A 23848-nucleotide genomic window follows, 5' to 3' on the forward strand; every position below is an offset into this window, starting at 1 on the left:
AGCCGACGCAGCGCGCCGGTGTGGTTGAAAAGCGGATCAGGGAATGCGATTAAAAGCGGCGGCTAATTAAGGACTTACGTCTTTTATGCCGAATCACGCCCAATGTGCGGGCACCCAGACGCCGCCGGCCCAATGCGCCGGAACCCAGATGGCGGCGCGCGGCGCGGGCGCGACATAGACGGGACGCGGCGCGATATAGACCGCGCGCGGCAGGGGGCGCGCCACGTAGACGACCTTGGGCGGCGGCGGCGCGACGTACACGACCTTCGGCGCGGGCGGGGCCACGTAGACGGTTTTCGGCGGCGGCGGCGCGACATACACGGTCTTCGGCGCAGGTGCCGGAGCGGGCGCGACGTAGACGGTGGGCGCGGGCGGCGGCGTCACGACGACCGGCGCGGGCACGACGACCGGAACCGGCGCGGGCGCGGGGACCACGGCCACGGTCGCGCCGACTGCGACGGTCCCGCCATGCACGACCGTCGTGCCGCCCGTGCTCACCGTGCCGCCGTGCACGACCGTGCTGCCGCCCGACGTGGTCACGACGCCGGGCGCGACGCGCGTCGCGCTGCCCGAGTGCGCGACGCTGCCGCCGTTCGAGCCGGTCGCCGTGCCCGAGCGCGAGCAGGTGTTGCCCGCGCAGCTCGTCGAGGCGTTGTGGCTGACGCTGTTGCCGTTCGCGGCCGTGACCGTGCCCGTCGACGAATACTGGCCCGGCGCCGTGCGCGTCACGCTGCCCGAGGTCGACGCGCTGCGGCCGTCCTCGCCGGTCATGCTGCCGGTGTGCGAGCAGGTGCCGCCCGCGCAGCTCGTGTCGCCCGAATGCTGGACCGAGCGGCCATTCGGGCCGACCGCCGTGCCGCTGTTAGCGAACTGGCCCGGCGCGGTGCGCGTGACCGTGCCCGTGTTGGTCGCGAGCCCGCCCCACGGACCGACCACGCCGCCCGCATGCGTGCAGCTACCGCCGCCGCACGACCCGGCGTGCGCGCCGCTGTAGGTGCCGTGCGGCGTGTAGGCGGTGCCGTGGCCGGACCAGCCGGCGAACGCGGGGGCGCTGGCGAGGCCGATCAGCGTGGCGGCGACGGCGAGTGTGAGCTTGTTCATCGTGGTTCCTTGCGGTGCGGGTGGCGCGGGTGGCGGAGGACGAATCGGCCGGGTGGTTCCGGGGGCTTCGTGGCAGCACGTTCGTGGCGTGTCAGCGGAACGAACTATAGGGCGGCGCCTCGCGCAAGTCGCGTTGAAAACCATGTCGCCGTGTTACATGGCGGGGCGGCGAAACGCGTCCGCGCCAGACGCGGCGGGCGCAGGCGGGCAGGGCGCGCGGCGCTGCAAAAGGCCAAAAAAGACCCATGACATGCGGCGACATAATTCGCGCGTGGAGTTTCGCGCGACGCGTCACTACAGTGCTGTTCATCCGACGCGCCCCGCGCATTCCGTTGCGAGCGACGCGTCTTTCCTCAACTGCACTGCATCGCGCCGCATCGCGCAAAGAGGCTGTCGCCCATCATGCTTGCCACCGGAAAAATCGCGGTTTATGTCACGCTCTTCATCGTCGCCGCGTCGATGATCGAAGCCGCCGTGCTCACCTTCAAGAAGCGCCAGCCTGGCGCCGAACGCTTCGACTGGAGCGAAGTCTGGATTTCGCTGGCCGATCTGGTCGGCAGAAAATTGTTCGCGTTCCTGCCGATTTCGCTGTCGGCGCCGATCTTCCATTTCGCGTGGACGCATCGCATCTTCACGCTGTCCATCGACAACGTCACGCTCGCGCTGTTCGTCTTCATCGGCCAGGAGTTCTGTTACTACTGGTATCACCGCGCGTCGCATCGCATGCGCTTCTTCTGGGCCACGCATGCCGTGCATCATTCGCCGAACCAGCTCACGCTGTCGTCCGCGTATCGGCTCGGCTGGACCGGCAAACTCACGGGGCCGGCGATGTTCTTCGCGCCGCTCGTCTGGCTCGGCGTGCGTCCGGAAATCGTTTTCGCGATTCTCTCGTTCAACCTGCTCTATCAGTTCTGGCTGCACAACACGTGGATGCCGAAGCTCGGCTGGCTCGAGTACGTGTTCAATACGCCGTCCGCGCATCGCGTGCATCATGCGTCGAACGTCGATTACCTCGATGCGAATTACGGCGGCGTGCTGGTCGTGTTCGACCGGCTGTTCGGCACCTATGTGGCGGAGCGCGCCGACGAGCCGTGCCGCTACGGCCTAGTGACGCCGACGCGTTCGCGCAATCCGCTGGTCGTCGAATTCGAGCACTGGGTGAGCCTCGCGCGCGACATCGCCGCCGCGCCCGATCTGTGGACCGCCGTGCGTCACGTGTTTCTGCCGCCGGGCTGGAGCGCGAACGGCAAGGGCGAGACCACGGAGGATCTGCGCAAGCGCACGCTCGCCGCGGTACGCACCGACGCCTGAGCGCGGTGGCTGCAGTTGCCGACGCCGGCGCGCTCGGTTAACGTGGCGGCACGCAGCGGCAGCGCGTTTTGCGCTGCCGCTTCAGCAATTGGCAAGCACGCGCCGCCAGGACGCAGCGCAGCGAAGCGAGCGCGTCCGGCGCATCTCTCGCAGGAAGAAAAAATGCACAACTCGATGAACGGAATGACCGTGGCGATCACGGGCGGCTTCGGCAATCTCGGCATGGCCACCGCCGCATTTTTCGCGGCGCGCGGCGCACGCGTGGCGCTGATCGGCCGGGGCGACGCGCCGCAAGGTTCGGCGTGGCCCGCCGCCCTGACGAACGCCGTGCCGGTGGGCGGCGTCGATCTCGTCGATCCCGAGGCCGCGCGCAAGGGCCTCGACGCGGCGCATCAGGCGCTCGGCGGGCTCGATGCGCTCGTCAACATCGCGGGCGCGTTTCGCTGGGAAACCGTCGCGGAGGGCGACGCCCGCACCTGGGACCTGATGTTCGATCTGAACGTGAAGACGACGCTCAACGCGTCGAAGGCGGCGCTGCCGCATCTGCTCGCGCGCGGCGCGGGGCGCATCGTCAATATCGGCGCGGGCGCGGGATTGAAGGCGGGACTGGGAATGGGCGCCTATGCGGCTTCGAAAGCGGGTGTCGCGCGCCTGACCGAAGCGCTCGCGGAGGAACTCAAGGACAAGGGCGTGACGGTGAACGCCATCCTGCCGAGCATTATCGACACGCCGCAGAATCGCGCCGATATGCCCGACGCCGATTTCACGCGCTGGGTGCAGCCCGACGAGATCGCGGCGGTGATCGCCTTTCTGCTATCCGGCGAGGCGCGCGCCGTCACGGGCGCGTCGATCCCGGTGAACGGACGCGTCTGACGAATCGCTTCCGGTCTTGCGCGGATGATTGACGCGGATGGTGGCGTGGGCGCGATGCCCGGCTCAGTGGCCGTGACCGCCGCCGCCGTGCATCCCGCCGCCGCCTTGCCACGTTCCACCGCCGCCGTGCCAGCCGCCCCCACCATGCCAGCCGCCGTGGCCGCCATGCCAGCCGCCGCGCCAGCAGCAACCGCCGCCGCCCCAATACGACACGCCGAAACTCGGGCCGTAATAACCGTAGTAGCCGGGATAGCCGTAGCCGTAGCCGTAACCATAGGGATAGCCGTATGGATAGCTATAGCCGGCGTCGTAGTAACCGCCGCCGTAGTAGCCGGGATAGGCCGGCCAGGGCGCGACGGCGCAACCGGCGAGCGCCGCCGCGAGACTCGCAATACTCAATGCAGAAATTAGGCGCAACACGGTCGTCTCCCTCGATACTGCTTGGAAAGCCATCGGCGGGGACAGGTTCAATGGCAATTGTGTCCGCAGATTACCGCAGCGCGTTTGACTCACGCACGGAAATCAATGTCAGGAAGACGAAAGAGTTTCTCGTCTGCCGAATGCGATTTTGTCGAGCAACCACACGCCCAGCATCGTTGCGCCCATCAGCGGAAAGACGATGCCGAGCACGACAAGTCCCGCTTTCCAGGAACGCATCGGCGGCGCGGCGCGTTCGCGCGCGGGCGCTGCGAGCGCGCGAGCCGGACGGCGCAGCCACCACATGACGAAGCCCGTCACCGCGAGCGCCGCGAGCCCGAGCGAAATCGCCGTACAGATCAGTTGATTCGCGAGCCCGAAATAACGGCCCATATGCAGCGACGTGCCGTACGAAATCACCTGCGAGACCGCGCCGTAATCGGCATAGCGAATGTCCTTGAGCACCTTGCCGCTGTACTGGTCGATATAGACGGTGCGCTCGCGTTTCGGATCGGGCGGAAAGTACGAGACCGTGTAGACACCGCTCGCGGACGCGGGCAGCGCGATGTCGTAACCGCTTTGCACGCCGAGCGCGGCCATCTGCGCGACGACCTGATCGAGCGTCCAGCGCGCGGGCGTCGGCGCGGGTGAATCATCCGCGGACTGCGCGCCCGCTTCGGGCGATTGCGGCACGGGCACCGCGCCCACGGCCCACGGCACGTTGGGCAGCGGCAGATCGTCCATCACCATGCCGGGCATCGACGCCATGTCGTGGCCGGCGTGTTCGCCATGTTCACCATGTGCCGCTTGACCCGCGCCCGGCAGCGTCGATTGCAGCGGCAGCCCGCCGCCCCATGCGCCGCGCGGCGCGCCCAGACTCACGCGCGTCGCGAGCGCCTTGAACTGCTTGCCCCACGAACCCGTCCACGGCAGGCCGCTGAGCACGAACGCCAGCGCGCCCGCCGCGAGCCAGAAGCCGATCGCGGCATGCAGGCTTTTCCAGAACGGCCGTCCCTTCGCGCCGAAACGCGGCAGCAGCGCGGCACGCAGCGTCGCGTTCGGCGACACGGATCGGCGCGGCCACCAGAGCGCGACGCCGGTGCCGATCATCACCAGCGTCCAGCACGCGGCGAGTTCCATCAGCAATTCGCCCGGCTTGCCGATCAGCAGTTTGCGATGCAGCATGCGATCGACCTGCATGAAGCGCCGGTCGACGTCGAGCGTGCCGAGCACGTCGCCGTTATACGGATTCACGTAGACGCTTTCCTTCGTCGCGGGCGCGTTGCCGTGCGGCAGCGCGAACACGAACTCCGCGCTGCGCGCCGGATTCGCTTCGATATGCGCGCGGATCGCCTGCGCGCCGGGCGGCAGCGACGCCTGAGCGCGCGCGAGCAGCGCATCGGCGGGCAGACGCGGCGTCGCTTGCGGCGCGACCACGAGCCGATGCGGATACAGCAGCGGCTCGATCTGCGGCTGAAAACAGTAGATCGTGCCGGTGATGGCGAGCACGATCAGAAACGGCATCACGAACAGACCGGCGTAAAAGTGCCAGCGCCAGAGTGTGCGGTAGCCGGGATACGCGGCGCCGGACGCGTGTGTGCTGCGCGCGTCGGGGCGCCCGGAAGCGGGCATTGTCGTCGACATCGAAGGCTCCTTGGGGATGGGCTGCAATATGACCTTCACAGGCCGAACTTCGCTTCGGCGTAGAACGTGCGGCCGGGATACGGGTGATAGACGTAGTAGCGGGCGTCGAACAGGTTGTCGATGCCCACGCCGATTTCGGTCTGCTTCGTCGGACGGAACGTGAACTTCACGTCGGCGACCGTGTAGCTGCTGGTGCCGCCGAACACGTTCGGATTCGTGTCGGTATTCGTGAGCGTGTTGTACTGACGCCCCGAATAACGCGCCGCGAGCGTGAGCGCGCTGCGCGCGTCGAAGCGATACGTCGCGACGACGTTCACGCGCCACAGCGGAATGCGGTAGAAGTATTTGCCGACGCTCGCCGGGTTCTGCGCGTTGGCGAGAATCTTCGACTGCGTATAGGCGACGTTCGCCGAAAAATCGAGGCCGTGCAGCAGCACGTCCTGACCTTGATAGCTCGTTTCCACGCCGCGCGAACGCACCTTGCCGATGTTCTGGAAGTTCGTCACGTTCGGAATGACGGTCGTGTCGGTCTGACTGAAGATTGTGTTCTTCACGTCGTCCTGAAAGAGCGTGAAGCGGAACAGGCCGTTCCAGTGCGCCCATTCGGCGCTCAGCTCTTTCGAGAGATCGTCTTCGGGACGCAGGTTCGGATTGTTGTTGACGATCGACGAGCCGTTAATCTGCCCCTGGAACAGTTCGCCGACGGTCGGGAAGCGATACGCGCGCGCGATCGAAGCGCGCAGCGTGAGGTCGTCGGTGACGTCGAACGACAGCGAGGCCCTCGGCGAGAAGTGGCGGTCGCTCACGCCCGCATATGGCACGCGCACGCCGCCGAGCGCCTGGTAGCCGTCATAGGCCTGCCAGTCTTCGTAACGCACGCCGTAGACCAGTTTCCAGCGCGGCAGGAAACGCCACGCGTCCTGCGCGTAGAACGCCTGCGTTTCGGTCTTGCCCGCGAATGCGTTGGCGAAGCTGCCCGCGCCGCCGTCGCGCCAGGCGAGCGTGTTGTAGGTCCGGTTGTCGACGGAATAATTGTCGTAGTGATAGCCGAAGCTCAGCCAGTGCGCGGCGAGGCCCGCGTCGGGTCGCGCGGGCGTCCACGTCGCCTTGAGGTCGAGCGTTTTCCAGCCGGTGCCGTCGCCGAGCGTCATCGTGCCGGGACCGTCGCCGGAGCCGCCGCTGCTGGCCGTGCGTGCGACGCTGTTGCTGACGTCGTAGTACGAAGCGATCGCTTCCGCATTCCAGCCGGTGGCCTGATGCGTGCGCAGCGACGCGCCGTACAGCCAGTTCTCGCTCCAGCCGCGGCTGGGCGCGAGCGCGGAGGCCGGAATGGTGTATTCGTAGCCGCCGATGTTGACCTTGCCGCTGTAGACGGGATTGCCGTTGTCGTCGTAGAGGAAGGTCGAGGTCTGGCTGTCGTAGCTTTGATGCCAGTAACCGAGCGTCACGCCGCCTTGCACGGTCGGCGTGAAATCGTACTGCATGCGCAGCTTGAACTGATCCTGCACCGTATGCTCGATGCCTTCGCCGTTCACGCCGAGCACCGCCGTGCGCGTGTTGGTCTGGTTGTTGTAGAAGTACGCGCCGTGCACGGGCGTGTCGCCGGGCTGCGCCACCGTGCTCGATTGCGCGAGCGTGGCGAACTGCAGCGGCTGGCTCGCGTTTTCCAGATGATTCACGCCCAGCAGATACGAGAACTTGCCGATGCGGTCGCCAATCGACGCGCTCATTTCGCTGCCGTTGAAATTCTGGTTCACGCCATAAAGGCTGAAGTGCTGCGTGAACGCTTTGACATCGGCGGTCGCTTCGAACTTCGTCGGCATGCGCGTGGTGATCAGCACGGTCGCGCCCAGCGAATTGCCCGGATAGAGCGCCGAATACGGACCGTAGATCACATCGACCTGCTGGATCTGGTCGGGAAACACCATCGACCAGCGCGGCGGAAACGCATAGCTGTTGCCGAGCAGATTCGAGAGCAGCAGGCCGTCCGCATAGACGAGGCCGCGCGCGCTCTGCGTATTGCTCGTGCCGCGCACGGCGATGATCGAATTGAGGTCGCCGACGAAGCGTTTGCGCACGGCGAGATTCGGCAGGTACTTGAGGACGTCTTCGGTATTGACGACGTTCCAGTTGTCGAATTGCGCGGGCGTGACGGTTTCGACCGTGGCGGGTAGATTCGGATCGACGGCACGCGTGGGCGCTGCGTTCGACGTGCCGTTCGATGCGCTCACGCTGACGGTGGGCAGCGTGGTGATGTCGGTGTTCGATGCGCTATCGGCTGCGGTTTGTGTGGTGCTTTGTTCGGCGTGTGCGGTCGCGACCGCGAACGGTGCGATCAGCGAAAGCGGCAGGATCGGAAAAAACGGCGGCAAATGCCGCATCAAACCGAGACGAGCACGGGCGCGCAGGCGCAAACGCGCACCGCGCGAAACGGGCGTGGACATGTAGGAGACTTCCCCGGAAACGATGGACGTGCGGCTGCCCACGCGCGCGGCGTTGCTGCTTCGTTCGGGTCGATGCAGGCGATGCACGCGACGCGTTGGCGACAGCGCGCGCCTTCGCGCCGTTCAGGGTGTCATCGCGCGATAACGGGCGAGCGAAGACACGCTAATGGACGCAAGCGCCGAAGCAGACGACAGAACATGAGTGAGCGCGGATGGGCAGCCGGTGACGGCAGCGATCAGGCGAGCGCGGGTGGGGCGCGCGGACGGCCCGAGGGGAAGGCGCCGAACGGCGTGTGACGCGTGGAGAGCGTGGCGACGACGGGAGCGGCGATCGCGAAGCCGAGCGTGAGCGCGGGCACCGCGATAGACGGCATCGCCACATGATGTTCGAGCAGGTTGCAATAGCCGCAGGCGCCGAATGCGTCGTCGTGCGAAAGATGCGGCGCCGCCGATGTGGGTTGCAGCGCCGAGCACAGCGCGGCGTCGGGCTGCTGCGCCTGATGCGCGGCAACCAGTTGGCTCACGAGCGGCGCGAGCACGATGAGCCACATGGCGACGAGGCCAAGCCATGCGGTCAGCAGTGCGTGCTTGTGTAGTTTCATGATGGAGTGAGCGATTGCGCGCGCAGTCTACCACGCGTCGGCGCGTTTGCGCACGCGATCCGGCACGCTGAATCACGGCATAAAGCACAGCGTATTCGGTGCGTTGCGACCCTTGTTGCGCGGGCGTTTCGAATGCGCGTCTCTCGAATGCGCCCGTATTTAGAATCCGTCCTATAGCGCGTACTTGTGCGCTGCGCGAAGATCGTCGATATCCACACGATTACCACGCCGCGTTTCGCGGCGATCGATCATGCCTGTCTTTTCATTGCGTCCCGCGCCGAGTCTGCGCTGGGTGGCCCGCGCGTCCGAACCGTGCGGAGTGCCGACGAATTCTCCAGCCGACGAGGGCACGACGCGCGTCGCCGCCTGCGGTCTCGCGTTGCCGTCGGCGTTTGCGTTGCGACTGGAGGCGCGCCAGCACGTCAAGCCGACTGGAACGGCGCGCTGTCCGCTCGACGCGAGCACGTTGCGTCAGTGGTGCGTGCGTCGGCAGCGCGGCAGCTGTCCCGAGGAAGCGGGCGCACAGGCGCCGGTCTTTTTGCGCAGCGGCGGCGAGACGCCGGTCACGTCGATTCACGGTTCGCCGCATACGCGCGCAAGGCTTCCAGATCCGCAATGAGCGCGGCGGCCAGCGTCTGCACGTTCTCGTCCCACGCGCCGGATTCGTGGATGGCGGCGCGCAGTTCGCGGCAGGTATCGTGCAGCACCGAAGGACCCAGCACGGCGATACCGCCCGCGACGCGATGCACCCATTCGCGCAGACGCTGTACGTCCTGCGTGCCGGCGATCCGCGCGAAATCGGCGAGATCGTGATCGGCCTGCTCGATGAAAATCGGCGCGAGTCCGGGCGGCAGGTCAGGGAAGCGCGGCGTCTGTTCATCGACGCCGGTTGCGTTGTCCGCGCTCAGCGGCGACGTGCCCGGCGTCGCTTGCGCGGGTTGTGCCGCGGCGTGATCGGCAAGCACACGCGAGGTCACGTCGGTCAGCACGCGCGCGAGTGCCGCGAGCGGCACGGGCTTGCTCAGATAGTCGGTAAATCCCAGCGTGCGGCCTTGCGCGATCTGTTCGGGCAGCGCATTGCCGCTCACCGCGTAGACGGGCAACGACGGCTGTTTCGCACGCGCGGTTTGCAGCAGCTCGTAGCCATTCATCTTCGGCATGTTGAGATCGGTGATGACGAGATCGACGTGCGCCGTCTCGAGTTTCGCGAGCGCTTCCTCGCCGTCCTTCGCCTCGATCACGTTCGCACCCAGCGTGCGCAACTGGTCGCGCAGCAGCGAGCGGTTGAGCAGATTGTCTTCGGCGATCAGCACGCTCAAGCGGTGGAAATCAGCCGGCGCGTGTGCTTCTGCGCCGGCAGCGCCAGTGTCGGTCTGCGTGGGCGCTGCATCCGCGGCGGGCAACTGTCCGCGCAGCATCTGCGTCGCGGTGCGGATGCCCGCGAGGCTGTACAGGCTGACTTCCACGCCGCCGCCTTCGAGCGCGAGCGGCACGAGCGGTCCGTCCTGGCGCAGCCAGACGACTTTCGCCGGATCGCGCCACACGCGCTGCACGTCGTTCACGGAGAATTCGCCCGTGACCAGCAGATAGTCGAACGCGCCGTCGGGCGGCGTCTCGGTCGCATGCAGATAGACCGGCGTGCTGAGCCGGGCGTCGAAGAGATTCGTGAGCCATTCGCGATTCTCGGGCGCGCGGCACAGAAGCGCGGGATGCGGATCGGGCAGCGTCCATTGCTCGCCCGCGGTCGCCGCACCGTCCGCGCGCAGCGGCAGGCTGACGAGCACGCGAGTGCCCACGCCCAGCGTGCTTTCCACTTCGCAGCGGCCGTGCATGAGCGCCGCGAGCCGTCCGCAGATCGTCAGGCCGAGGCCCGTGCCGCGCGATTCGGTGAGCCGGTGGTCGTCGCCTTGCGTGAACGGCTGGAACAGGCGCGCCTTGAGGTCGTCGGGCATGCCCACGCCCGAATCGGCCACGCTGATGTCGAGCGTGGCGTCGCGCCAGGCCGCGCGCAACACGATCTTTCCGGAATGCGTGAACTTGAACGCGTTGCTCAGCAGGTTGTTGACGATCTGCGCGAGCCGGATCGGATCGAAGAACAGCCGCGCGGGAATGGCGCGGTCCATCACGAGATAGAACGGCAGCTTCTGGCGCACCGCGAGCGGCGCATGCGCGAGCGCGATGCGCACCAGCAGCGCGGCGATCGACTCGGCGTCCTCGGACAGCTTCATCGCGCCGACGTCGATCTTCGAGAAGTCGAGCACGTCGCTGACGATTTGCAGCAGTTCCGCCGCCGACACTTGCATGGCATCCACGCGCGCTTCCTGTTCGGCGGCGAGCGGCCCGCGCGCCACCAGTTCGATATTGCCGACCAGCGAGGCCAGCGGCGTGCGGATTTCATGACTCATCGCCGCGAAAAAGCTCACCTTGGTGCGCGCGGCTTCGTCGCTCGTGCGCTGCGCTTCGCGCAGCAGACGTTCGGCTTCGTAATGCTTCGACATGTCGGCGAACGCGCAGAACATCACCGCTTCGCGGTTCAGCGTGGCGGCCGCGTAGGTGATGTCGAGATGCACGCTCTCGCCGTTTTCGCGCGTGAGCGAAAACGGCAGCGCGTAGATCGGCGTGCTGGCCGTGCCTTCGTTGACAGGCGCGGGCAGATGCTTTTCGAACTCGAGGCAGAGCGCGGCGGGCAGGCGCGTCGCGCGGGTGTCGAGGCCGAGCACGTTGCGCACGATCTGATTGGCGATGACGATATCGAAGTCGCGTTTGCGCACGATGCACAGGCCGATCGGCGTCGCGTGCACGAGCAGATGATTGAGCAACTCGTTTTCGAGCGCGCGCGTGGCCTCGCCATAGGTGCGCGCGAGCACGCGCCGGTTCCAGTAACGCAGCAGCGAGAGCAGCATCAGCACCAGTGCGACCGTGAGTAGCAGCACCACGGCGACGGGCGCGCGGATCTGGCGCAGATGGTCGGCCCACGACAGCGCCAGCAGGTAGTGGCCGAAATCGTGAACGAGCGGGCGCTCGCGCATCGCCCAGCCGAAACGCGGCAGCAGATGGAAGCGGCCGGTCGGCTCGCTCGCGAGGTAACGCTCGATCACTTGCGTCGCGCCGTCGGAGAGCGGTCCGGCGAGGCGCAGGCCATCCGCATCGACGAGCACGGGCGCGACGTCCGGCCCGTTGCCGTCCGGGTCGCGGCCGAGCGTCGCGATGTCGACGCTCGTCAGCACGAGCGCATAGGGCTTGCCGTCCTTGAGCACGCTGGTCGCGCCGAGCACGAGGTTCGGCGCGAAGCCCAGCGCGGCGGGCGGCCGGAACCAGATGACCGAACGCCCCCGGCCCACCGAGAGCGGGTCCGCGCCGCGCGCGCTCATGTGCAGCAGCGCGCTGTCGACCAGCACGCGCGCGCCTTCGCCGGGGCGCAGCGGGCCGTCCGGCAGGTGCGCGGCGGGCGCGAGCTGATAGCCGTAGGCGGCGCTGCCGTCGACGAGCACGAACAGCAACGGCGTGTCCGAACTCGCGTGGGACATCGCGTCGATCGCACGGTCGCAGAGCGCGCGCAGCGGCGGCGAGCCATCCACGCCTGCGAACGTCGGCGCGCAGTGCGCGTGCGCGGCGGGCGTGTCGTCGGCGACGAGCAGCGACGCCTCCTTGAGGCCGAGCAGCAGGCGCGCGCTCGTGAGCTGGTTGTACCGGAACGACAGCGCTTCGTTGCTCTGCGCGATGGTCGCGCGCAACTGGGCGCCGTCGCCTGCAAGCGAGAGGAACGCGATCGTCGTGATCGCCACGCAGGCGGCCGCGACCGCGGCGAACACCAGCAGGCCGATCAGCATCGTGAACACGCGGCGTTCGCGCCGCAGATTGTGTTCGAGCGCCTTCAGCGTGGCGAACGGCGACGCGTTGGGCGCGGAGGCGTTGGCTTCCATCAGGCGAATCCGTGCTCGCTCGCGTAGCGGATCAAATCGGCGTTCGAATCGAGATGCAGCTTGCGCATGGCCGCGCGTTTCTGCGTGGCGACCGTCGTGACCGAGCGGTTCAGGCGCTTCGAGATCTCGGTCACGTTCAGGCCGAGCGCGAAGAGGCGCACGACTTCGAGTTCGCGCGGCGAAAGCGGATTGCTGCGGCGGAATTCGTCCACGTTCGCGCCGTCCAGTGCGAGACGTTCGGCGACGCGCGCCGAGAGCGTGGTGCCCGGCTCGACGAGCGCGCGCCGGCAGACTTCGGCGAGCACGGTGATCGGCTCTTCTTTTCCGACGAGTCCGGCCACGCCCAGTGCTGTCAGTTCGTGCAGGATGCCGCCGTTCGTGAGCATCGTGAACACGACGACGGGCAGACCGGGGTAGAGGCGGCGCAGGCGGGCGATCAGGCGCAGGCCGTCTTCGTCCTCGACTTCGCCTTGCATCGAGAAGTCGGTGACGAGCAGATCGCAAGGCGTCCTGCGCAACAGGTCGAGCAGACGCGCGCCCGAGTCGGCGGTGCCGACCACCGTGCAGCCGGGCGCCTGGGTCAGATAGTCGCTGATGGCCGTGAGCACGAGCGGATGGTCGTCGGCGACCACGATCCGCAGGGTTTGCGTGGCGTTCGTCATGGGCGGGTGCGTAGCGGCTCGCGCGCGTCGGCACGGTCCCGCCTACACGCGCGGAGATCCCTGCTGACAGTGTTTGACGTCTTCAGCCGATTATATGACAGCGCGGAATGAGGGTCATTGTAGGGTGGCGGTCAGCGGGAGGACGCTCGGCCTGGGATTGCGCGGCGATAACCGCTTCGTCATGCGATCTATTCCGACAGACGCGGAAGCGAAGGACTCGCGCGCGGCGTGAAATCAGGAACCGCAGGTCGAACGCCGCCGCGATTCCGCTTGATTCGCGGCCGGGCAATGCGCCTGATAGCAGTTGACCGCAATGCGGATTTCCTCGCCCGAGGCCGTCTTGCAGCTTTGCTGGCAGGTGCGGGTCGGCATGTGCGCGAAGCGGATCGGCGCGATGGTCGGCGCGTGGGCCGGTGCGGTGATCGGTGCGTGAAGACCGGCGCAACCGGCAGCCGTCGCGCGCGTGGACGGGCGCGCTTGCGGTGCGACGCTCGCCAGATAGAAGATCAGCGCGCCCGCGAGCATCGCGCCGCCGAGCGTGAGCATCGCCATCGTCAGACCGAATGGGGCGCGCGGCATCACGCCGAGCATGAAAAGCGCGGCAAAGAACGCGATATAGACGATGGGCAACAGCACGATGCCGACGCCGCTTGCCCGTTCGCACGCGCGCGCAATCCGCGCGGCGGCGGCTTGGGGCAGGCGTTGGAACGTGGCGGCGAACATGATCGGACCTTTTGCGTGAGTGGAGACAGCGTGGCGTGCGGGGCGCGGTTTCGTCGTGGAGCCCGTATGAGTTCGGTGGGGCTCGATGGGGCTCGGTGACGGAGGCGGCCACGCTCTGGCCACACCTTCACTCTAAGAGGCGCGCCGCGCCGGCAAAATCAGACGATTTCGAGAAACGCGGCGGCGCTGCTGCGGAGCAGCAAAAAGACCGCCAAAGTCCGGCGATGGCGGCGCACGAAAGCCCGCCCGACGCGGCTTCGCGCAGAATTCTTCATCCAGTTTGTGAACTCGATGCGCGGCGCATGGTCAGATACCGCCAAGGAGGGCGGACGTGACCGCCGCAGCCATCCATCGGCCCGGCTGCCACGCGCGCCATCCTGTGGCCCCTCGCGGGGCGCGCCGCTCGAACGGGGCTGCGCCCGCGAGACTCATCGAAGCATCGCTTTTACGGGAACACCTCAATGCGCCGACGTCAATTTCTTCTCAGCTCCAGCGCCGCACTCGCCGCAAGCGGCCTCGCTCTCGCGGGCTGCACGACGACCCCGCTGGGTTCAAGTAACAGCGCCGCGCAGAACGCGGCCAAACGCAATGCCATCGACGCCAGCGTGGACGCCACGCTCTCGCGTCTCTACGGCACGGTGTCCGGCTCGCAGGAACTGCTCTCGAAAGCCAGCGGCGTGCTGGTCTTTCCGAACGTGATCGCCGCGGGCTTCTGGATCGGCGGCCAGTACGGCACCGGCGCGCTGCGCGTGAACGGCCGCACGTCGGGCTACTACAGCACCGTGGCGGGCTCGTTCGGCCTGCAGATCGGCGCGCAATCGAAGGCCATCATCTTCGCGTTCATGAACGAGGGCGCGCTCGACAGCTTCGTGCGCAGCCAGGGCTGGTCGGCGGGCGCCGACGCCACGGTCGCGGTCGTAACCGTGGGCGCGAACGGCAATGTCGATACGTCGACGGCCATGAGCCCCGTCGAAGCCTTCGTGCTGACCAATGCCGGTCTCATGGCCGGCGTTTCGCTCGAAGGCGTGAAGGTCTCGCGTCTCGTCATCTGAGCGGGCGCGCCGCGCCCGTCCGGCGCGGCCCGTGCGCTTGCCTCGATCGTATCGACCGTATCGGGTGCTTCGCGCGCACGGGCCCCCAGTCGGTTTTCCGCCTTTCCCCGCGTTTTCCCTGATCTCCACGCCGACTTCTGTGCCGCTTCGAGCACATGAACGGTGCATCCGCGCGCGCCCGGTTTCCAGAATTTTTTGGCCGATGTAGCGTGCGGGGACGGCCCCCTGCAAATCCCATTTCACCCGCCCGCGCGCGTTCCGGCACGCGCCGCGCAACGCGTTTTCGCAGGGTTAACTATGATTTTGGAAATATTTAAATCTAAACTATACTGGCCCGACGCATGACGATGGCGCGTCGTGCGCCACGGTTTCGAACATCGCGAAGAGGACGGTCATGGCAGAGCGGTCGTTTGTCGAGGAAGTGAAGAAACTGCGCCTCGGCGCAGGCGAAGTGTTCAGCGGCGAGGGCATTCTCGCGGTGACGAAGGCGCTGCTCGAATCGGGCGTGGCCTATGTGGCGGGCTATCAGGGCGCGCCCATCTCGCATCTGATGGACGTGCTGGCCGACGCCCAGGACATCCTCGCCGACCACGGCATCCGCTTCGAGAACAGCGCGAGCGAGGCCACGGCCGCCGCGTCGCTGGCCGCCTCGGTCAACTATCCGCTGCGCGGCGCCGTCACCTTCAAGGCGACCGTGGGCACGAACGTCGCGTCCGACGCGCTCGCGAATCTCGCCTCGGGCGGCGTGACGGGCGGCGCGCTCGTGATCGTCGGCGAAGACTATGGCGAAGGTTCGTCGATCATGCAGGAACGCAGCCACGCGTTTGCGATGAAGTCGCAGATCTGGCTGCTCGATCCGCGTCCGAATCTGCCGTGCATCGTGCAGGCCGTGAAGGACGGCTTCGATCTTTCCGAGGCGAGCAGCACGCCGGTGATGCTGCAATTGCGCATTCGCGCGTGCCACGTGCATGGACAGTTCGTGGCGTCCGACAATCGACGCCCGGCGTTCACGATCAAGGACGCGCTCGACCATCCGAGACGCGACGTCGACCGCATCGTGCTGCCGCCCGCGAGTTTCCTGCACGAGCGCGAAAAGATTCACGAACGCTGGCCCGCCGCGGTGAAGTTCATCGAGGAGCGCCGGCTCAACGAATTCTTTGCCGACGATAAAAGCGACTGGCACGATATCGGCCTCGCCGTGCAAGGCGGCAGCTACAACACGGTGCTGCGCGCGCTGGAACGGCTGGGTCTCGCCGATGTCTACGGCGACTCGGCGATTCCGCTGTACGTGATGAACGTGGCCTATCCGCTGATCGATTCGGAGTGGGAGCGCTTTTGCGCGGGCAAGCGCGCCGTGCTCGTGATCGAGGAAGGGCAGCCGAATTTCGTCGAGCAGAACGCGAGCGCGATTCTGCGTCAGCGCGGCGTGAACGCCACGCTGCACGGCAAGGACATGCTGCCGCTCGCGGGCGAGTACAACGCCGCGACGGTGGTGAAGGGCCTGCGTGCGTTCTTCGAGCGCTATGGCGTGCTGCAAGCACAACCGGAGCAACCCGCGCCGCGCAAGGTGATTCCGGTGCAGGCCGTGGCCACTGCGGCCGCCGAAAGTCCCACTCAGCCCACGCTCGACGACAGCGTGCATGCGCGTCCGCCGGGCTTCTGCACGGGCTGTCCCGAACGCCCGATCTTCACGGCGATGAAGCTCGTCGAGCGCGAGCTTGGGCCGCATCACGTGAGCGCCGACATCGGCTGCCATCTGTTCTCGATCTTGCCGCCGTTCAATCTCGGCGCGACGACGATGGGCTACGGCCTCGGCAGCGCGAGCGCCGCCGCGCTCAACGCGCCCGCGAGCAAGCGCGCGATCTCGGTGATGGGCGACGGCGGCTTCTGGCACAACGGTCTGACGAGCGGCATCGCCAACGCGGTGTTCAACAAGAGCGACAACCTGACGATCGTCGTCGATAACAGCTATACGTCGGCGACGGGCGGCCAGGACATTCTGTCGTCGACGGCGCTCAATCCCACCCGCAGCACGGGCCACGAAATCGAGCAGGCGGTGCGCGGCGTGGGCGTGAAATGGGTCAGGACGGTGCGCCGCACCTACGACCTCAAGACCATGATGGCCACGCTCAGGGACGGGCTCACGACCGGCGCGAAAGGGCCGAAGGTGCTGATCGCGCAGAGCGAATGCATGCTGAACAAGCAGCGTCGCGAGAAACCGAAGCAGCGCAAGGCGATAGCGGCGGGCGAGCGCGTGGTGCGCGAGCGCTTCGGCGTCGATTCGGATACCTGTACCGGCGATCATTCGTGCATCCGGCTGTCGGGTTGTCCGTCGCTGTCGATCAAGCCCAATCCCGATCCTCTGCGCACCGATCCGGTCGCGAGCGTGCTCGATAGCTGCGTGGGTTGCGGCCTGTGCGGCGAGGTTTCGCATGCGGCGGTGCTGTGCCCGTCGTTCTATCGCGCGCAGATCATCAGCAATCCTACTAAAGTGGATCGCTTGCGGCAGCGCCTGCGCAACGCGGTGATCGGCTGGCTGCAACGCCGCGAGGCGCAGCGCCGCGCGCGCTACGCATTCTGATTCGGCATTTTGATTCCAGGGCGAAACCATGACGACAACCCAACCGATCAAGATTGCGATTCTGGCCATGGGCGGCGAGGGCGGCGGCGTGCTGGCCGACTGGATCGTCGATCTCGGCGAGCACAACGGCTACTACGCGCAGACCACCTCGGTGCCCGGCGTCGCGCAGCGCACCGGCGCGACCATTTACTACGTCGAGCTGTTCGCCCGCGAGGCGCACGAGCCGCGCACGCCGGTGCTGGCGCTCATGCCGCTGCCCGGCGACGTCGACGTGGTGCTCGCCTCCGAGCTGATGGAAGCGGGCCGCGCCGTGCAGCGCGGACTCGTGACGGCGGAGCGCACGACGCTCGTGGCGTCGACGCATCGCGTGTATTCGATAGCCGAGAAAACCGCGCTGGGCGATGGCCGCGTCGACGACAGCGCGCTCGTCGCGCACGCGCATCAGGCCGCGAAACGCTTCGTGCGCTTCGACATGGCGCAGGCCGCCGAGGCGAGCGGCAGCGTGATCAGCGCGGTATTGTTCGGCGCGCTTGCGGGCACGGGCGTGCTGCCGTTCAGCCGCGCGCAGTTCGAGGCCACCATCGAGCGCGGCGGCGTGGGCGTGAAGCCGAGCTTGCGCGCGTTTGAACTAGGCTTCTCGCGTGCCGATGTCGATACCGACACCGACGCCTCATCGCCCACGCAAACGGAACAGCCAGAGCAGGCTCAAACGCCCGCGCCGCGCGATCCTGCCGTCGCGAGACTGATCGAGCGCGTACGCGCGGATTTGCCCGCTGACGCGCAGCCGTTCGCGATCGAAGGCGTGCGTCGCCTGATCGACTATCAGGACCCCGATTACGCCGCGTCCTATCTCGATCGTCTGATCCAATTGCGCGCCGCGCTGCCCGACACCGACCGCGCCTTGCTGCGCGAAACGGCACGCCATCTCGCGCTCTGGATGTCGTACGAAGATACGATTCGCGTCGCCGATCTGAAAACGCGCGGCTCGCGTTTCGAGCGCGTGCGCGGCGAAGTGCGCGCGCAGGCCGATCAACTGCTCGCCATCAACGAGTTCATGCATCCGCGCATCGAGGAAATCTGCGAGACGCTGCCTGCCGGTCTCGGGCGCTGGCTCGCGAAACCGCATGGCGTGCATCGGCTCGTGAAGCGCTTCGCGGCGTCGGGGCGCGTCGTGCGTACGAGTTCGCTGCGCGGCTACCTGCTACTCTATGCGGTCGCGCGTTTGCGCGGCCTGCGCCGCCGCACGTTGCGCTACGAACTGGAGCACGCGCGCATCGACGGCTGGCTTGCGCAGATCGTCGAGTCGGCGCGCCACAATCCGGCGCTGGCGACCGAAGTCGCGCAATGCCAGCGTCTCGTGAAGGGTTACAGCGACACGCATGCGCGCGGGCTGGCGAATTTCCAGACCGTGATGGCGGCGGTCGCGCGCGCGGGGCAGCGGCTCGCGCCGGCCACGCTGCGCGAGTTGCGCGACGCCGCGCTCGCCGACGAGCACGGCCACAAGCTGCGCGCGGCGCTCGCGAGACACGCGCTCGCCTGATTCGTACGCGGCGCGCGGCAAGACATCGAGATCGAGATTGACATGAAAGCGCCCACCTTCAGCCGTCCGCACAAGATTCATTTTTCCGAATGCGATCCCGCGGGCATCGTGTTTTATCCGCAGTATTTCGTGCTGTTCAACGATCTGATCGAGGCGTGGATCGACGACCTGCTGCCCGAGGGTTATCACGGCGTGATCGGCGCGCGGCGCATCGGCATGCCGACCGTGCGGCTCGAAGTCGATTTCAAGGCGATCAGCAAGATGGGCGACCGCGTGACGCTGTCGCTCGATGTGCAGCGGCTCGGCAATGCGTCGCTGGTGCTCGCGTGGGCCTGCACGGGCGCGGACGGCGTGGTGCGCATGAGCGCGCTGCAAACCCTGGTGACGACCTCGCTCGACACGCACAAGGCCATTCCGATGCCCGACGATCTGCGCGGCGCCATCGAGCTGGCCATGGCGCGCGCGCAGACCGGCTAAGCGCGTGCGCCTGGACATTCAGGCCGGCGGACGATGCAGTTCGATCAAGAGCCGCAGCGTGGCCTTCAGTTCTTCGGCCTTGTCCTTGCCGAGCGGTTCGAGCACCTGATCCTCGTGCTGTTTGGCCTGCACCATCAGTTCCGATACGAGCTTCTGCCCGCGCGGCGTGATGCGCACGTTCGTCACGCGCCGGTCGGCTTCGCTCGGAATCCGCTTGACGTAGCCCTGCGCCTCCATGCGGTCGAGCAGGCGCGTCACGGTGGGCTGCTTCGTCACCGAAATCTGCGCGAGCCGTCCGATGCTGATGGGCTTGCCGTCCGAGAGCGTGGAGAGCACGCGCCAGTCCGATACCTCGAATCCCGCCGCCTGCACGATCACGTGGAATTCGCCCGAGATCAGCTGGCTGACCTGGGCGAGCAGCGCGGGCGTGTAGCTGTCGACGAAGCTGGGGGCGATGGGCTGGCTCATACGGGTCTGGGCAGGCGGGTGGCGAATCGGTGGAAACGTGGTGGAAACGGCCGGGACGGCCGGAACGCAAACATACCACGACGCTTGTGCGGCCCCTTGTCGGCGAAAGGAAAAAGGGGTTAACCATGATTTTGAATTGATTTATGCCTAAAGATAATTTTGGCGTCTTAGGATGAATTCGCCGTGCGGGCGGATGACGGTCGAGGAGCGGCAAAACAGCGGTAGAACAAGCGGACAAGCAGTTCAGAACCGAAAGGAGCGCAAGATGACGAGCAGTCTGCAGCAACTGACCACCGATCTCGCGAGCGGCCGTGTGCGCATCGTGGACCTGACGCAAACGCTGTCGCCCGAGTTTCCGGCGCTGCAGTTGCCGCCGCAGTTCGGCCAGGTGTGGGCGTTCAGGATGGAGACGATCAGCCAGTACGACGAGCAGGGTCCGGGCTGGTACTGGAACAACTTTTCCTGCGGCGAGCACACCGGCACGCACTTCGACGCGCCCGTGCACTGGATCTCCGGCAAGGACCACGCGCAGAACTCCGTCGATACGATCGACGTGAAGAATTTCGTGGCGCCCGCGGTCGTCGTCGATGCGAGCGCCGAGATCGCGGCGGATCCGGACTGGCTGCTGACCGTCGAGTTTCTGGAGGCGTGGGAAGCGCGGCACGGCCGTATTCCCGCCGGCGCGTGGGTGCTGCTGCGCTCGGACTGGTCGAAGCGCACCGATCCCGCCGAATTCCTCAATCTGCGCGAGGACGGCGCGCATACGCCCGGCCCGACCCAGGCGGCCGTCGAGTGGCTGATCCACGAACGCCAGGTGCATGGCTTCGGCGTGGAAACCATCAATACCGATGCGGGCCAGGCCTATGCGTGGCCGGTGCCGTATCCGTGTCACACGCTCATGCACGGCTCGAATCGCTACGGCCTGCAATGCCTGAAAAATCTCGATCAACTGCCGCCGACGGGCGCGGTCATCGTTTCCGCGCCGCTGAAGATCCAGGCCGGTTCGGGCAGCCCGTTGCGCGTGCTGGCGATGGTGCAGGACTGAAATCGGCGCGCCTGAGACGCATTGCGGCAGGACATTTCATCGCATGAATCAGCGTCCGGTGTACGAATTGATGTAAATCAATGTCAGTGGGTCGGACGCCAGTACGCTTTGACTATCGACCACGATTTCACGAGCGAACAGGAGAAAAACCATGCGTGCAATGGACGTCATGACCCCGAACGTCGTTACCGTCAGTCCCGAAACGAGCGTGCGCGACGCAGCGAAGCTGCTGCTGGACCGGCGCATCAGCGGTGCGCCGGTGCTCGATGCGCAGGGGCAGCTCGTGGGCATCATCAGCGAGGGCGATTTGCTGCGGCGCATCGAGATCGGCACCGACAGCACGCGCCGCAAGCGCTGGCTCGACTTCTTCGCGACCAACGCCGACGCGGACGCCTACGTGAAGTCGCACGCGCGCCGCGTCGAAGACGTGATGACGACCGAGATCGTCAGCGTGAACGAGGAAGATTCGCTCACGCACATCGCGGCGCTGATGGAGCGGCGCGGCGTGAAGCGCGTGCCGGTGCTGCGCGACGGCAAGCTCGTGGGCATCGTGAGCCGTGCGAATCTGTTGCAGGCGCTGGCGAGCAGCGCCGAGGAGCCGCAGCCGGTGTCGCCGAGCGATCGCGAGATCCGCGAGCGTCTGGTGGAGGAACTCGAAGGGCGGCCGTGGGCGTTCGCGGGCCGTAACGTCGTCGTGCGCGAGGGCGTGGTGCATCTGTGGGGCACTTTCAATTCCGCCGACGCCGTGCGTGCGGTGCGCGTGGCCGCCGAAGGCATTCCCGGCGTGCGCGCCGTGGAGGATCACACCGAACCGTATCCGATCATGCCGGGCATCTGAGATCCGGAATCTGGCGCGGCCGACTGGAACCGACCGGAACCGGCGCGCATCGCACGTGAAAAGGCCGGCGCAACGCCGGCCTTTTTCATCGAATCGACGATTGCGTCATGCGCCGGCCGCAAGCGCGTTTTCCAGCGTGGCGAAGGTCCGCGCGGCGGTGCGGTCGAAATGCAGCGGCGTGACCGACACGCGTCCCGAGCCGACGACGGCCGTTTCCGTATCCGGGCCGTTTTCGCGCGGACCGCGATGAAAGCGCAGCCAGTGATAGTCGATGCCGCGCGGATCGGTCAGCGGCACCACGTCGATGCCTTGCACGAGGCCCACGCCCTGACGCGTGACGGTCAGCGGTCCCGCCGCGCTGGCGTCCACATCGGGGAAATTCACGTTCAGGCACACGGGCGCGTCGTGCGCGATCGCGGCGAGACGGCGGATCACGTCCGGCGCGAGCGCGCGTGCCGTGTCCCAGCGCACGTGCTCGCGGTCGCGGAAGGTCTGGCTGAGCGCGATCGACGGCAGGCCGAGCAACAGGCCCGTCATGGCCGCGCCGACGGTGCCCGAGAACATCGTCTCCACGCCGAGGTTGGCGCCGCGGTTGATGCCGGAGAGCACCAGCGTGGGCGTGACGTCGCCCATCAACTGGCGCACGGCCATCACCACGCAGTCGCCGGGCGTGCCGAGCACGCCGAAGCGGCGCTCGCCGCGGCGGCTCACGCGCAGCGGCGAATGCAGGCTGATCGAATGCGAGGTGCCGCTCTGGTCGTGTTCGGGCGCGACGACCCAGACTTCGTTGGCCAGTTCGTGCGCGACTTCTTCGAGCACGGCGAGGCCGGGCGCGTCGATGCCGTCGTCATTGGTCAGGAGCACGCAGGGCAGTTTCGGTGCGGATACGGACATGGTGGTTAGCGCTTCCAGTGAGGGGGCGGGGGGAAGGTCATTATCGGATAAAGGGCCATTTCGCGACGGGAGCCCTCGCATCCGGGATAGACTAGCGCGTCGGCGTGCGCGCCGAATCCCGATGATCCGAAGCCCCTGACGACGCGCGCGGCGTGGCCGCAGCGAGGAGAACCCCGTGAAGCCGCAAGACCCGCCGGATATTGCTCGCGTGCTGTTTGTCGTCGCGATCCTCTGCGCGTTGACGGTCGGCAGCCTCTACGTCATGCGCCCGTTCCTGCCCGGGCTGATCTGGGCGACCACCATCGTCGTCGCCACCTGGCCCGCCATGCTCGCCGTCGAGCGGCGCTGCCGGCGGCGCTGGCTCGCCACGCTCTGCATGCTGCTGATTCTGCTGGTGGTGATCGTGCTGCCGCTCTACGAAGCGATCTCCACGCTCGCCGCGCACGGCGCCGAGATCATGGATCTGATCCGCAAGCTGCCGGATTACGCACTGCCGCCGCCGCCCGGCTGGGTGCACGACCTGCCGATGATCGGCGCGCGCGTGGCCGACAAATGGCAGTCGTTCTCCGACGCCGGTCCCGGCGGCCTGCTCGCGCAGCTCGAACCTTACGCGTCGATTGCGGCGCACTGGTTGATCGGCCATGCGGCTTCGGTGGGCGTGTTCGTGATCCACATGTTCATCACGGTGATCATCACCGGCCTGCTCTACATGCAGGGCGAGAAGGCCGCCGCCTATGTCGTGCGCTTCGCGGCGCGCGTCGCGCCGAGCCACGGCGCGCAAGCCGTCAAGCTCGCGGGCGCGTCGATTCGCGCGGTCGCGCTCGGCATCGTCGTCACGGCGGTGCTGCAATCGGCGCTCGGCGGCATTGGCCTCGCCGTGGCGGGCGTGCCGGGCGCGGGCGTGCTCACCGCCGTGTTGCTGATGCTCTGTCTCGCGCAGATCGGCCCGGCCCTGCCGCTGCTCGGCGGCGTGATCTGGCTGTTCATGCACGACGCGAATGTCGCGGCGATCCTGCTCGCGATCTGGTCGGTGATGGTGGCGATGCTCGACAACTTCGTGCGCCCCGTGCTGATCCGGCGCGGCGTGAATCTCTCGATGCTGCTGATCCTCGCCGGCGTGCTGGGCGGCCTGTTCGCGTTCGGCATCGTCGGCCTGTTTATCGGGCCGGTCATTCTTGCGGTGTCGTCCACCTTGCTGACGGCCTGGATCGACAAGACGCCGGCATCCAGCGCCTGACCCGCGTCGGCAACGG

Annotated in this window: 20 protein-coding genes; 10 read left to right on the forward strand and 10 right to left on the reverse strand. The window is 67.0% G+C overall.

Going from position 1 to position 23848, the window contains the following annotated elements; translation table 11 throughout:
- Positions 1-93: 93 nt before the first annotated feature.
- Positions 94-1101 (reverse strand): hypothetical protein, encoded by a 1008-nt coding sequence (locus G5S35_RS15665; RefSeq protein ID WP_074985642.1) that lies wholly within the window; start codon positions 1099-1101, stop codon positions 94-96.
- Between the two features lie 402 nt (positions 1102-1503).
- On the opposite strand from G5S35_RS15665, the gene G5S35_RS15670 reads away from it, so the two are divergent.
- Both G5S35_RS15670 and G5S35_RS15675 read left to right on the forward strand, forming a co-directional pair.
- Positions 1504-2412, forward strand: coding sequence for a sterol desaturase family protein (locus G5S35_RS15670; protein WP_183039180.1), 909 nt, complete (start codon positions 1504-1506; stop codon positions 2410-2412).
- Positions 2413-2574: 162 nt separating this feature from the next.
- Positions 2575-3285, forward strand: a complete 711-nt coding sequence (locus tag G5S35_RS15675) for an SDR family NAD(P)-dependent oxidoreductase (protein ID WP_074985645.1) — start codon at positions 2575-2577, stop codon at positions 3283-3285.
- Between the two features lie 63 nt (positions 3286-3348).
- Here G5S35_RS15675 and G5S35_RS15680 read toward each other — a convergent pair whose 3' ends face one another.
- The 4 genes from G5S35_RS15680 to G5S35_RS15695 form a co-directional block, all read right to left on the reverse strand.
- Entirely contained in the window at positions 3349-3705 is a 357-nt protein-coding gene (locus G5S35_RS15680; protein ID WP_183039181.1) for a hypothetical protein, read from the reverse strand.
- 108 nt (positions 3706-3813) lie between these two features.
- Positions 3814-5346 carry a PepSY-associated TM helix domain-containing protein gene (locus G5S35_RS15685; RefSeq protein ID WP_074985648.1) on the reverse strand — a complete coding sequence of 511 codons (1533 nt, stop codon included), beginning with the start codon at positions 5344-5346 and terminating at the stop codon, positions 3814-3816.
- Positions 5347-5381: 35 nt separating this feature from the next.
- Positions 5382-7727, reverse strand: coding sequence for a TonB-dependent receptor (locus tag G5S35_RS15690; protein ID WP_183039428.1), 2346 nt, complete (start codon positions 7725-7727; stop codon positions 5382-5384).
- Between the two features lie 299 nt (positions 7728-8026).
- Positions 8027-8392, reverse strand: a complete 366-nt coding sequence (locus tag G5S35_RS15695; RefSeq protein ID WP_074985650.1) for a DUF2946 domain-containing protein — start codon at positions 8390-8392, stop codon at positions 8027-8029.
- Positions 8393-8642: 250 nt separating this feature from the next.
- Here G5S35_RS15695 and G5S35_RS15700 point away from each other — a divergent pair, with 250 nt between their 5' ends.
- Positions 8643-9011 (forward strand): hypothetical protein, encoded by a 369-nt coding sequence (locus tag G5S35_RS15700; RefSeq protein ID WP_176080597.1) that lies wholly within the window; start codon positions 8643-8645, stop codon positions 9009-9011.
- On the opposite strand, the gene G5S35_RS15705 is transcribed toward G5S35_RS15700, so the two are convergent.
- The 3 genes from G5S35_RS15705 to G5S35_RS15715 all read right to left on the reverse strand — a co-directional run bounded on the left by G5S35_RS15705 (position 8956) and on the right by G5S35_RS15715 (position 13700).
- Positions 8956-12315: a hybrid sensor histidine kinase/response regulator gene (locus tag G5S35_RS15705; protein WP_074985653.1), complete on the reverse strand. Its 3360-nt coding sequence runs from the start codon at positions 12313-12315 to the stop codon at positions 8956-8958. The two genes, G5S35_RS15700 and G5S35_RS15705, sit on opposite strands and share 56 nt — an antisense overlap.
- On the reverse strand, positions 12315-12977 hold the full coding sequence (locus G5S35_RS15710; protein WP_065065711.1) for a response regulator: 663 nt from the start codon (positions 12975-12977) through the stop codon (positions 12315-12317). Before G5S35_RS15710 ends, G5S35_RS15705 begins: the two co-directional genes overlap by 1 nt.
- A gap of 234 nt (positions 12978-13211) precedes the next feature.
- Positions 13212-13700 carry a hypothetical protein gene (locus tag G5S35_RS15715; protein WP_176080596.1) on the reverse strand — a complete coding sequence of 163 codons (489 nt, stop codon included), beginning with the start codon at positions 13698-13700 and terminating at the stop codon, positions 13212-13214.
- Positions 13701-14161: 461 nt separating this feature from the next.
- On the opposite strand from G5S35_RS15715, the gene G5S35_RS15720 reads away from it, so the two are divergent.
- From G5S35_RS15720 to G5S35_RS15735, 4 genes are all read left to right on the forward strand, one after another.
- Complete coding sequence (locus G5S35_RS15720; protein ID WP_065065713.1) at positions 14162-14752, forward strand: BPSL1445 family SYLF domain-containing lipoprotein; 591 nt, start codon at positions 14162-14164, stop codon at positions 14750-14752.
- A 394-nt stretch (positions 14753-15146) separates the two neighbouring features.
- Entirely contained in the window at positions 15147-17333 is a 2187-nt protein-coding gene (locus G5S35_RS15725) for a thiamine pyrophosphate-dependent enzyme (RefSeq protein ID WP_183039182.1), read from the forward strand.
- Positions 17334-17361: 28 nt separating this feature from the next.
- Complete coding sequence (locus tag G5S35_RS15730) at positions 17362-18873, forward strand: indolepyruvate oxidoreductase subunit beta family protein (protein WP_183039183.1); 1512 nt, start codon at positions 17362-17364, stop codon at positions 18871-18873.
- Between the two features lie 42 nt (positions 18874-18915).
- On the forward strand, positions 18916-19350 hold the full coding sequence (locus G5S35_RS15735; RefSeq protein ID WP_065065716.1) for an acyl-CoA thioesterase: 435 nt from the start codon (positions 18916-18918) through the stop codon (positions 19348-19350).
- 18 nt (positions 19351-19368) lie between these two features.
- Here the strand turns inward: G5S35_RS15735 and G5S35_RS15740 are convergent, their stop codons facing one another.
- Positions 19369-19818 (reverse strand): MarR family winged helix-turn-helix transcriptional regulator, encoded by a 450-nt coding sequence (locus tag G5S35_RS15740; protein ID WP_065065717.1) that lies wholly within the window; start codon positions 19816-19818, stop codon positions 19369-19371.
- 265 nt (positions 19819-20083) lie between these two features.
- Between G5S35_RS15740 and G5S35_RS15745 the strand changes: the two genes are divergently transcribed.
- Positions 20084-20863 carry a cyclase family protein gene (locus G5S35_RS15745; RefSeq protein ID WP_065065718.1) on the forward strand — a complete coding sequence of 260 codons (780 nt, stop codon included), beginning with the start codon at positions 20084-20086 and terminating at the stop codon, positions 20861-20863.
- A 151-nt stretch (positions 20864-21014) separates the two neighbouring features.
- A complete protein-coding gene (locus G5S35_RS15750; RefSeq protein ID WP_065065719.1) occupies positions 21015-21701 on the forward strand; it encodes a CBS domain-containing protein in 687 nt (228 codons plus the stop codon).
- Between the two features lie 105 nt (positions 21702-21806).
- Here G5S35_RS15750 and surE read toward each other — a convergent pair whose 3' ends face one another.
- Positions 21807-22595 (reverse strand): 5'/3'-nucleotidase SurE, encoded by a 789-nt coding sequence (gene surE / locus G5S35_RS15755; RefSeq protein ID WP_074985662.1) that lies wholly within the window; start codon positions 22593-22595, stop codon positions 21807-21809.
- Between the two features lie 175 nt (positions 22596-22770).
- On the opposite strand from surE, the gene ydiK reads away from it, so the two are divergent.
- Entirely contained in the window at positions 22771-23832 is a 1062-nt protein-coding gene (ydiK, locus tag G5S35_RS15760) for an AI-2E family transporter YdiK (protein WP_124261961.1), read from the forward strand.
- The last annotated feature ends 16 nt before the right edge of the window (positions 23833-23848 follow it).

Origin of the sequence: Paraburkholderia tropica (assembly GCF_014171495.1) — a bacterium.
GTDB classification, from domain to species: Bacteria; Pseudomonadota; Gammaproteobacteria; order Burkholderiales; family Burkholderiaceae; genus Paraburkholderia; species Paraburkholderia tropica.

Bases quoted from the DNA above. Each gene is read 5' to 3' on its own strand.
- G5S35_RS15665 (WP_074985642.1), bottom strand. From the start codon at position 1,101: ATGAACAAGCTCACACTCGCCGTCGCCGCCACGCTGATCGGCCTCGCC.
- G5S35_RS15670 (WP_183039180.1), top strand. From the start codon at position 1,504: ATGCTTGCCACCGGAAAAATCGCGGTTTATGTCACGCTCTTCATCGTC.
- G5S35_RS15675 (WP_074985645.1), top strand. From the start codon at position 2,575: ATGCACAACTCGATGAACGGAATGACCGTGGCGATCACGGGCGGCTTC.
- G5S35_RS15685 (WP_074985648.1), bottom strand. From the start codon at position 5,346: ATGTCGACGACAATGCCCGCTTCCGGGCGCCCCGACGCGCGCAGCACA.
- G5S35_RS15690 (WP_183039428.1), bottom strand. From the start codon at position 7,727: ATGCGGCATTTGCCGCCGTTTTTTCCGATCCTGCCGCTTTCGCTGATC.
- G5S35_RS15695 (WP_074985650.1), bottom strand. From the start codon at position 8,392: ATGAAACTACACAAGCACGCACTGCTGACCGCATGGCTTGGCCTCGTC.
- G5S35_RS15700 (WP_176080597.1), top strand. From the start codon at position 8,643: ATGCCTGTCTTTTCATTGCGTCCCGCGCCGAGTCTGCGCTGGGTGGCC.
- G5S35_RS15705 (WP_074985653.1), bottom strand. From the start codon at position 12,315: ATGGAAGCCAACGCCTCCGCGCCCAACGCGTCGCCGTTCGCCACGCTG.
- G5S35_RS15710 (WP_065065711.1), bottom strand. From the start codon at position 12,977: ATGACGAACGCCACGCAAACCCTGCGGATCGTGGTCGCCGACGACCAT.
- G5S35_RS15715 (WP_176080596.1), bottom strand. From the start codon at position 13,700: ATGTTCGCCGCCACGTTCCAACGCCTGCCCCAAGCCGCCGCCGCGCGG.
- G5S35_RS15720 (WP_065065713.1), top strand. From the start codon at position 14,162: ATGCGCCGACGTCAATTTCTTCTCAGCTCCAGCGCCGCACTCGCCGCA.
- G5S35_RS15725 (WP_183039182.1), top strand. From the start codon at position 15,147: ATGGCAGAGCGGTCGTTTGTCGAGGAAGTGAAGAAACTGCGCCTCGGC.
- G5S35_RS15730 (WP_183039183.1), top strand. From the start codon at position 17,362: ATGACGACAACCCAACCGATCAAGATTGCGATTCTGGCCATGGGCGGC.
- G5S35_RS15735 (WP_065065716.1), top strand. From the start codon at position 18,916: ATGAAAGCGCCCACCTTCAGCCGTCCGCACAAGATTCATTTTTCCGAA.
- G5S35_RS15740 (WP_065065717.1), bottom strand. From the start codon at position 19,818: ATGAGCCAGCCCATCGCCCCCAGCTTCGTCGACAGCTACACGCCCGCG.
- G5S35_RS15745 (WP_065065718.1), top strand. From the start codon at position 20,084: ATGACGAGCAGTCTGCAGCAACTGACCACCGATCTCGCGAGCGGCCGT.
- G5S35_RS15750 (WP_065065719.1), top strand. From the start codon at position 21,015: ATGCGTGCAATGGACGTCATGACCCCGAACGTCGTTACCGTCAGTCCC.
- surE (WP_074985662.1), bottom strand. From the start codon at position 22,595: ATGTCCGTATCCGCACCGAAACTGCCCTGCGTGCTCCTGACCAATGAC.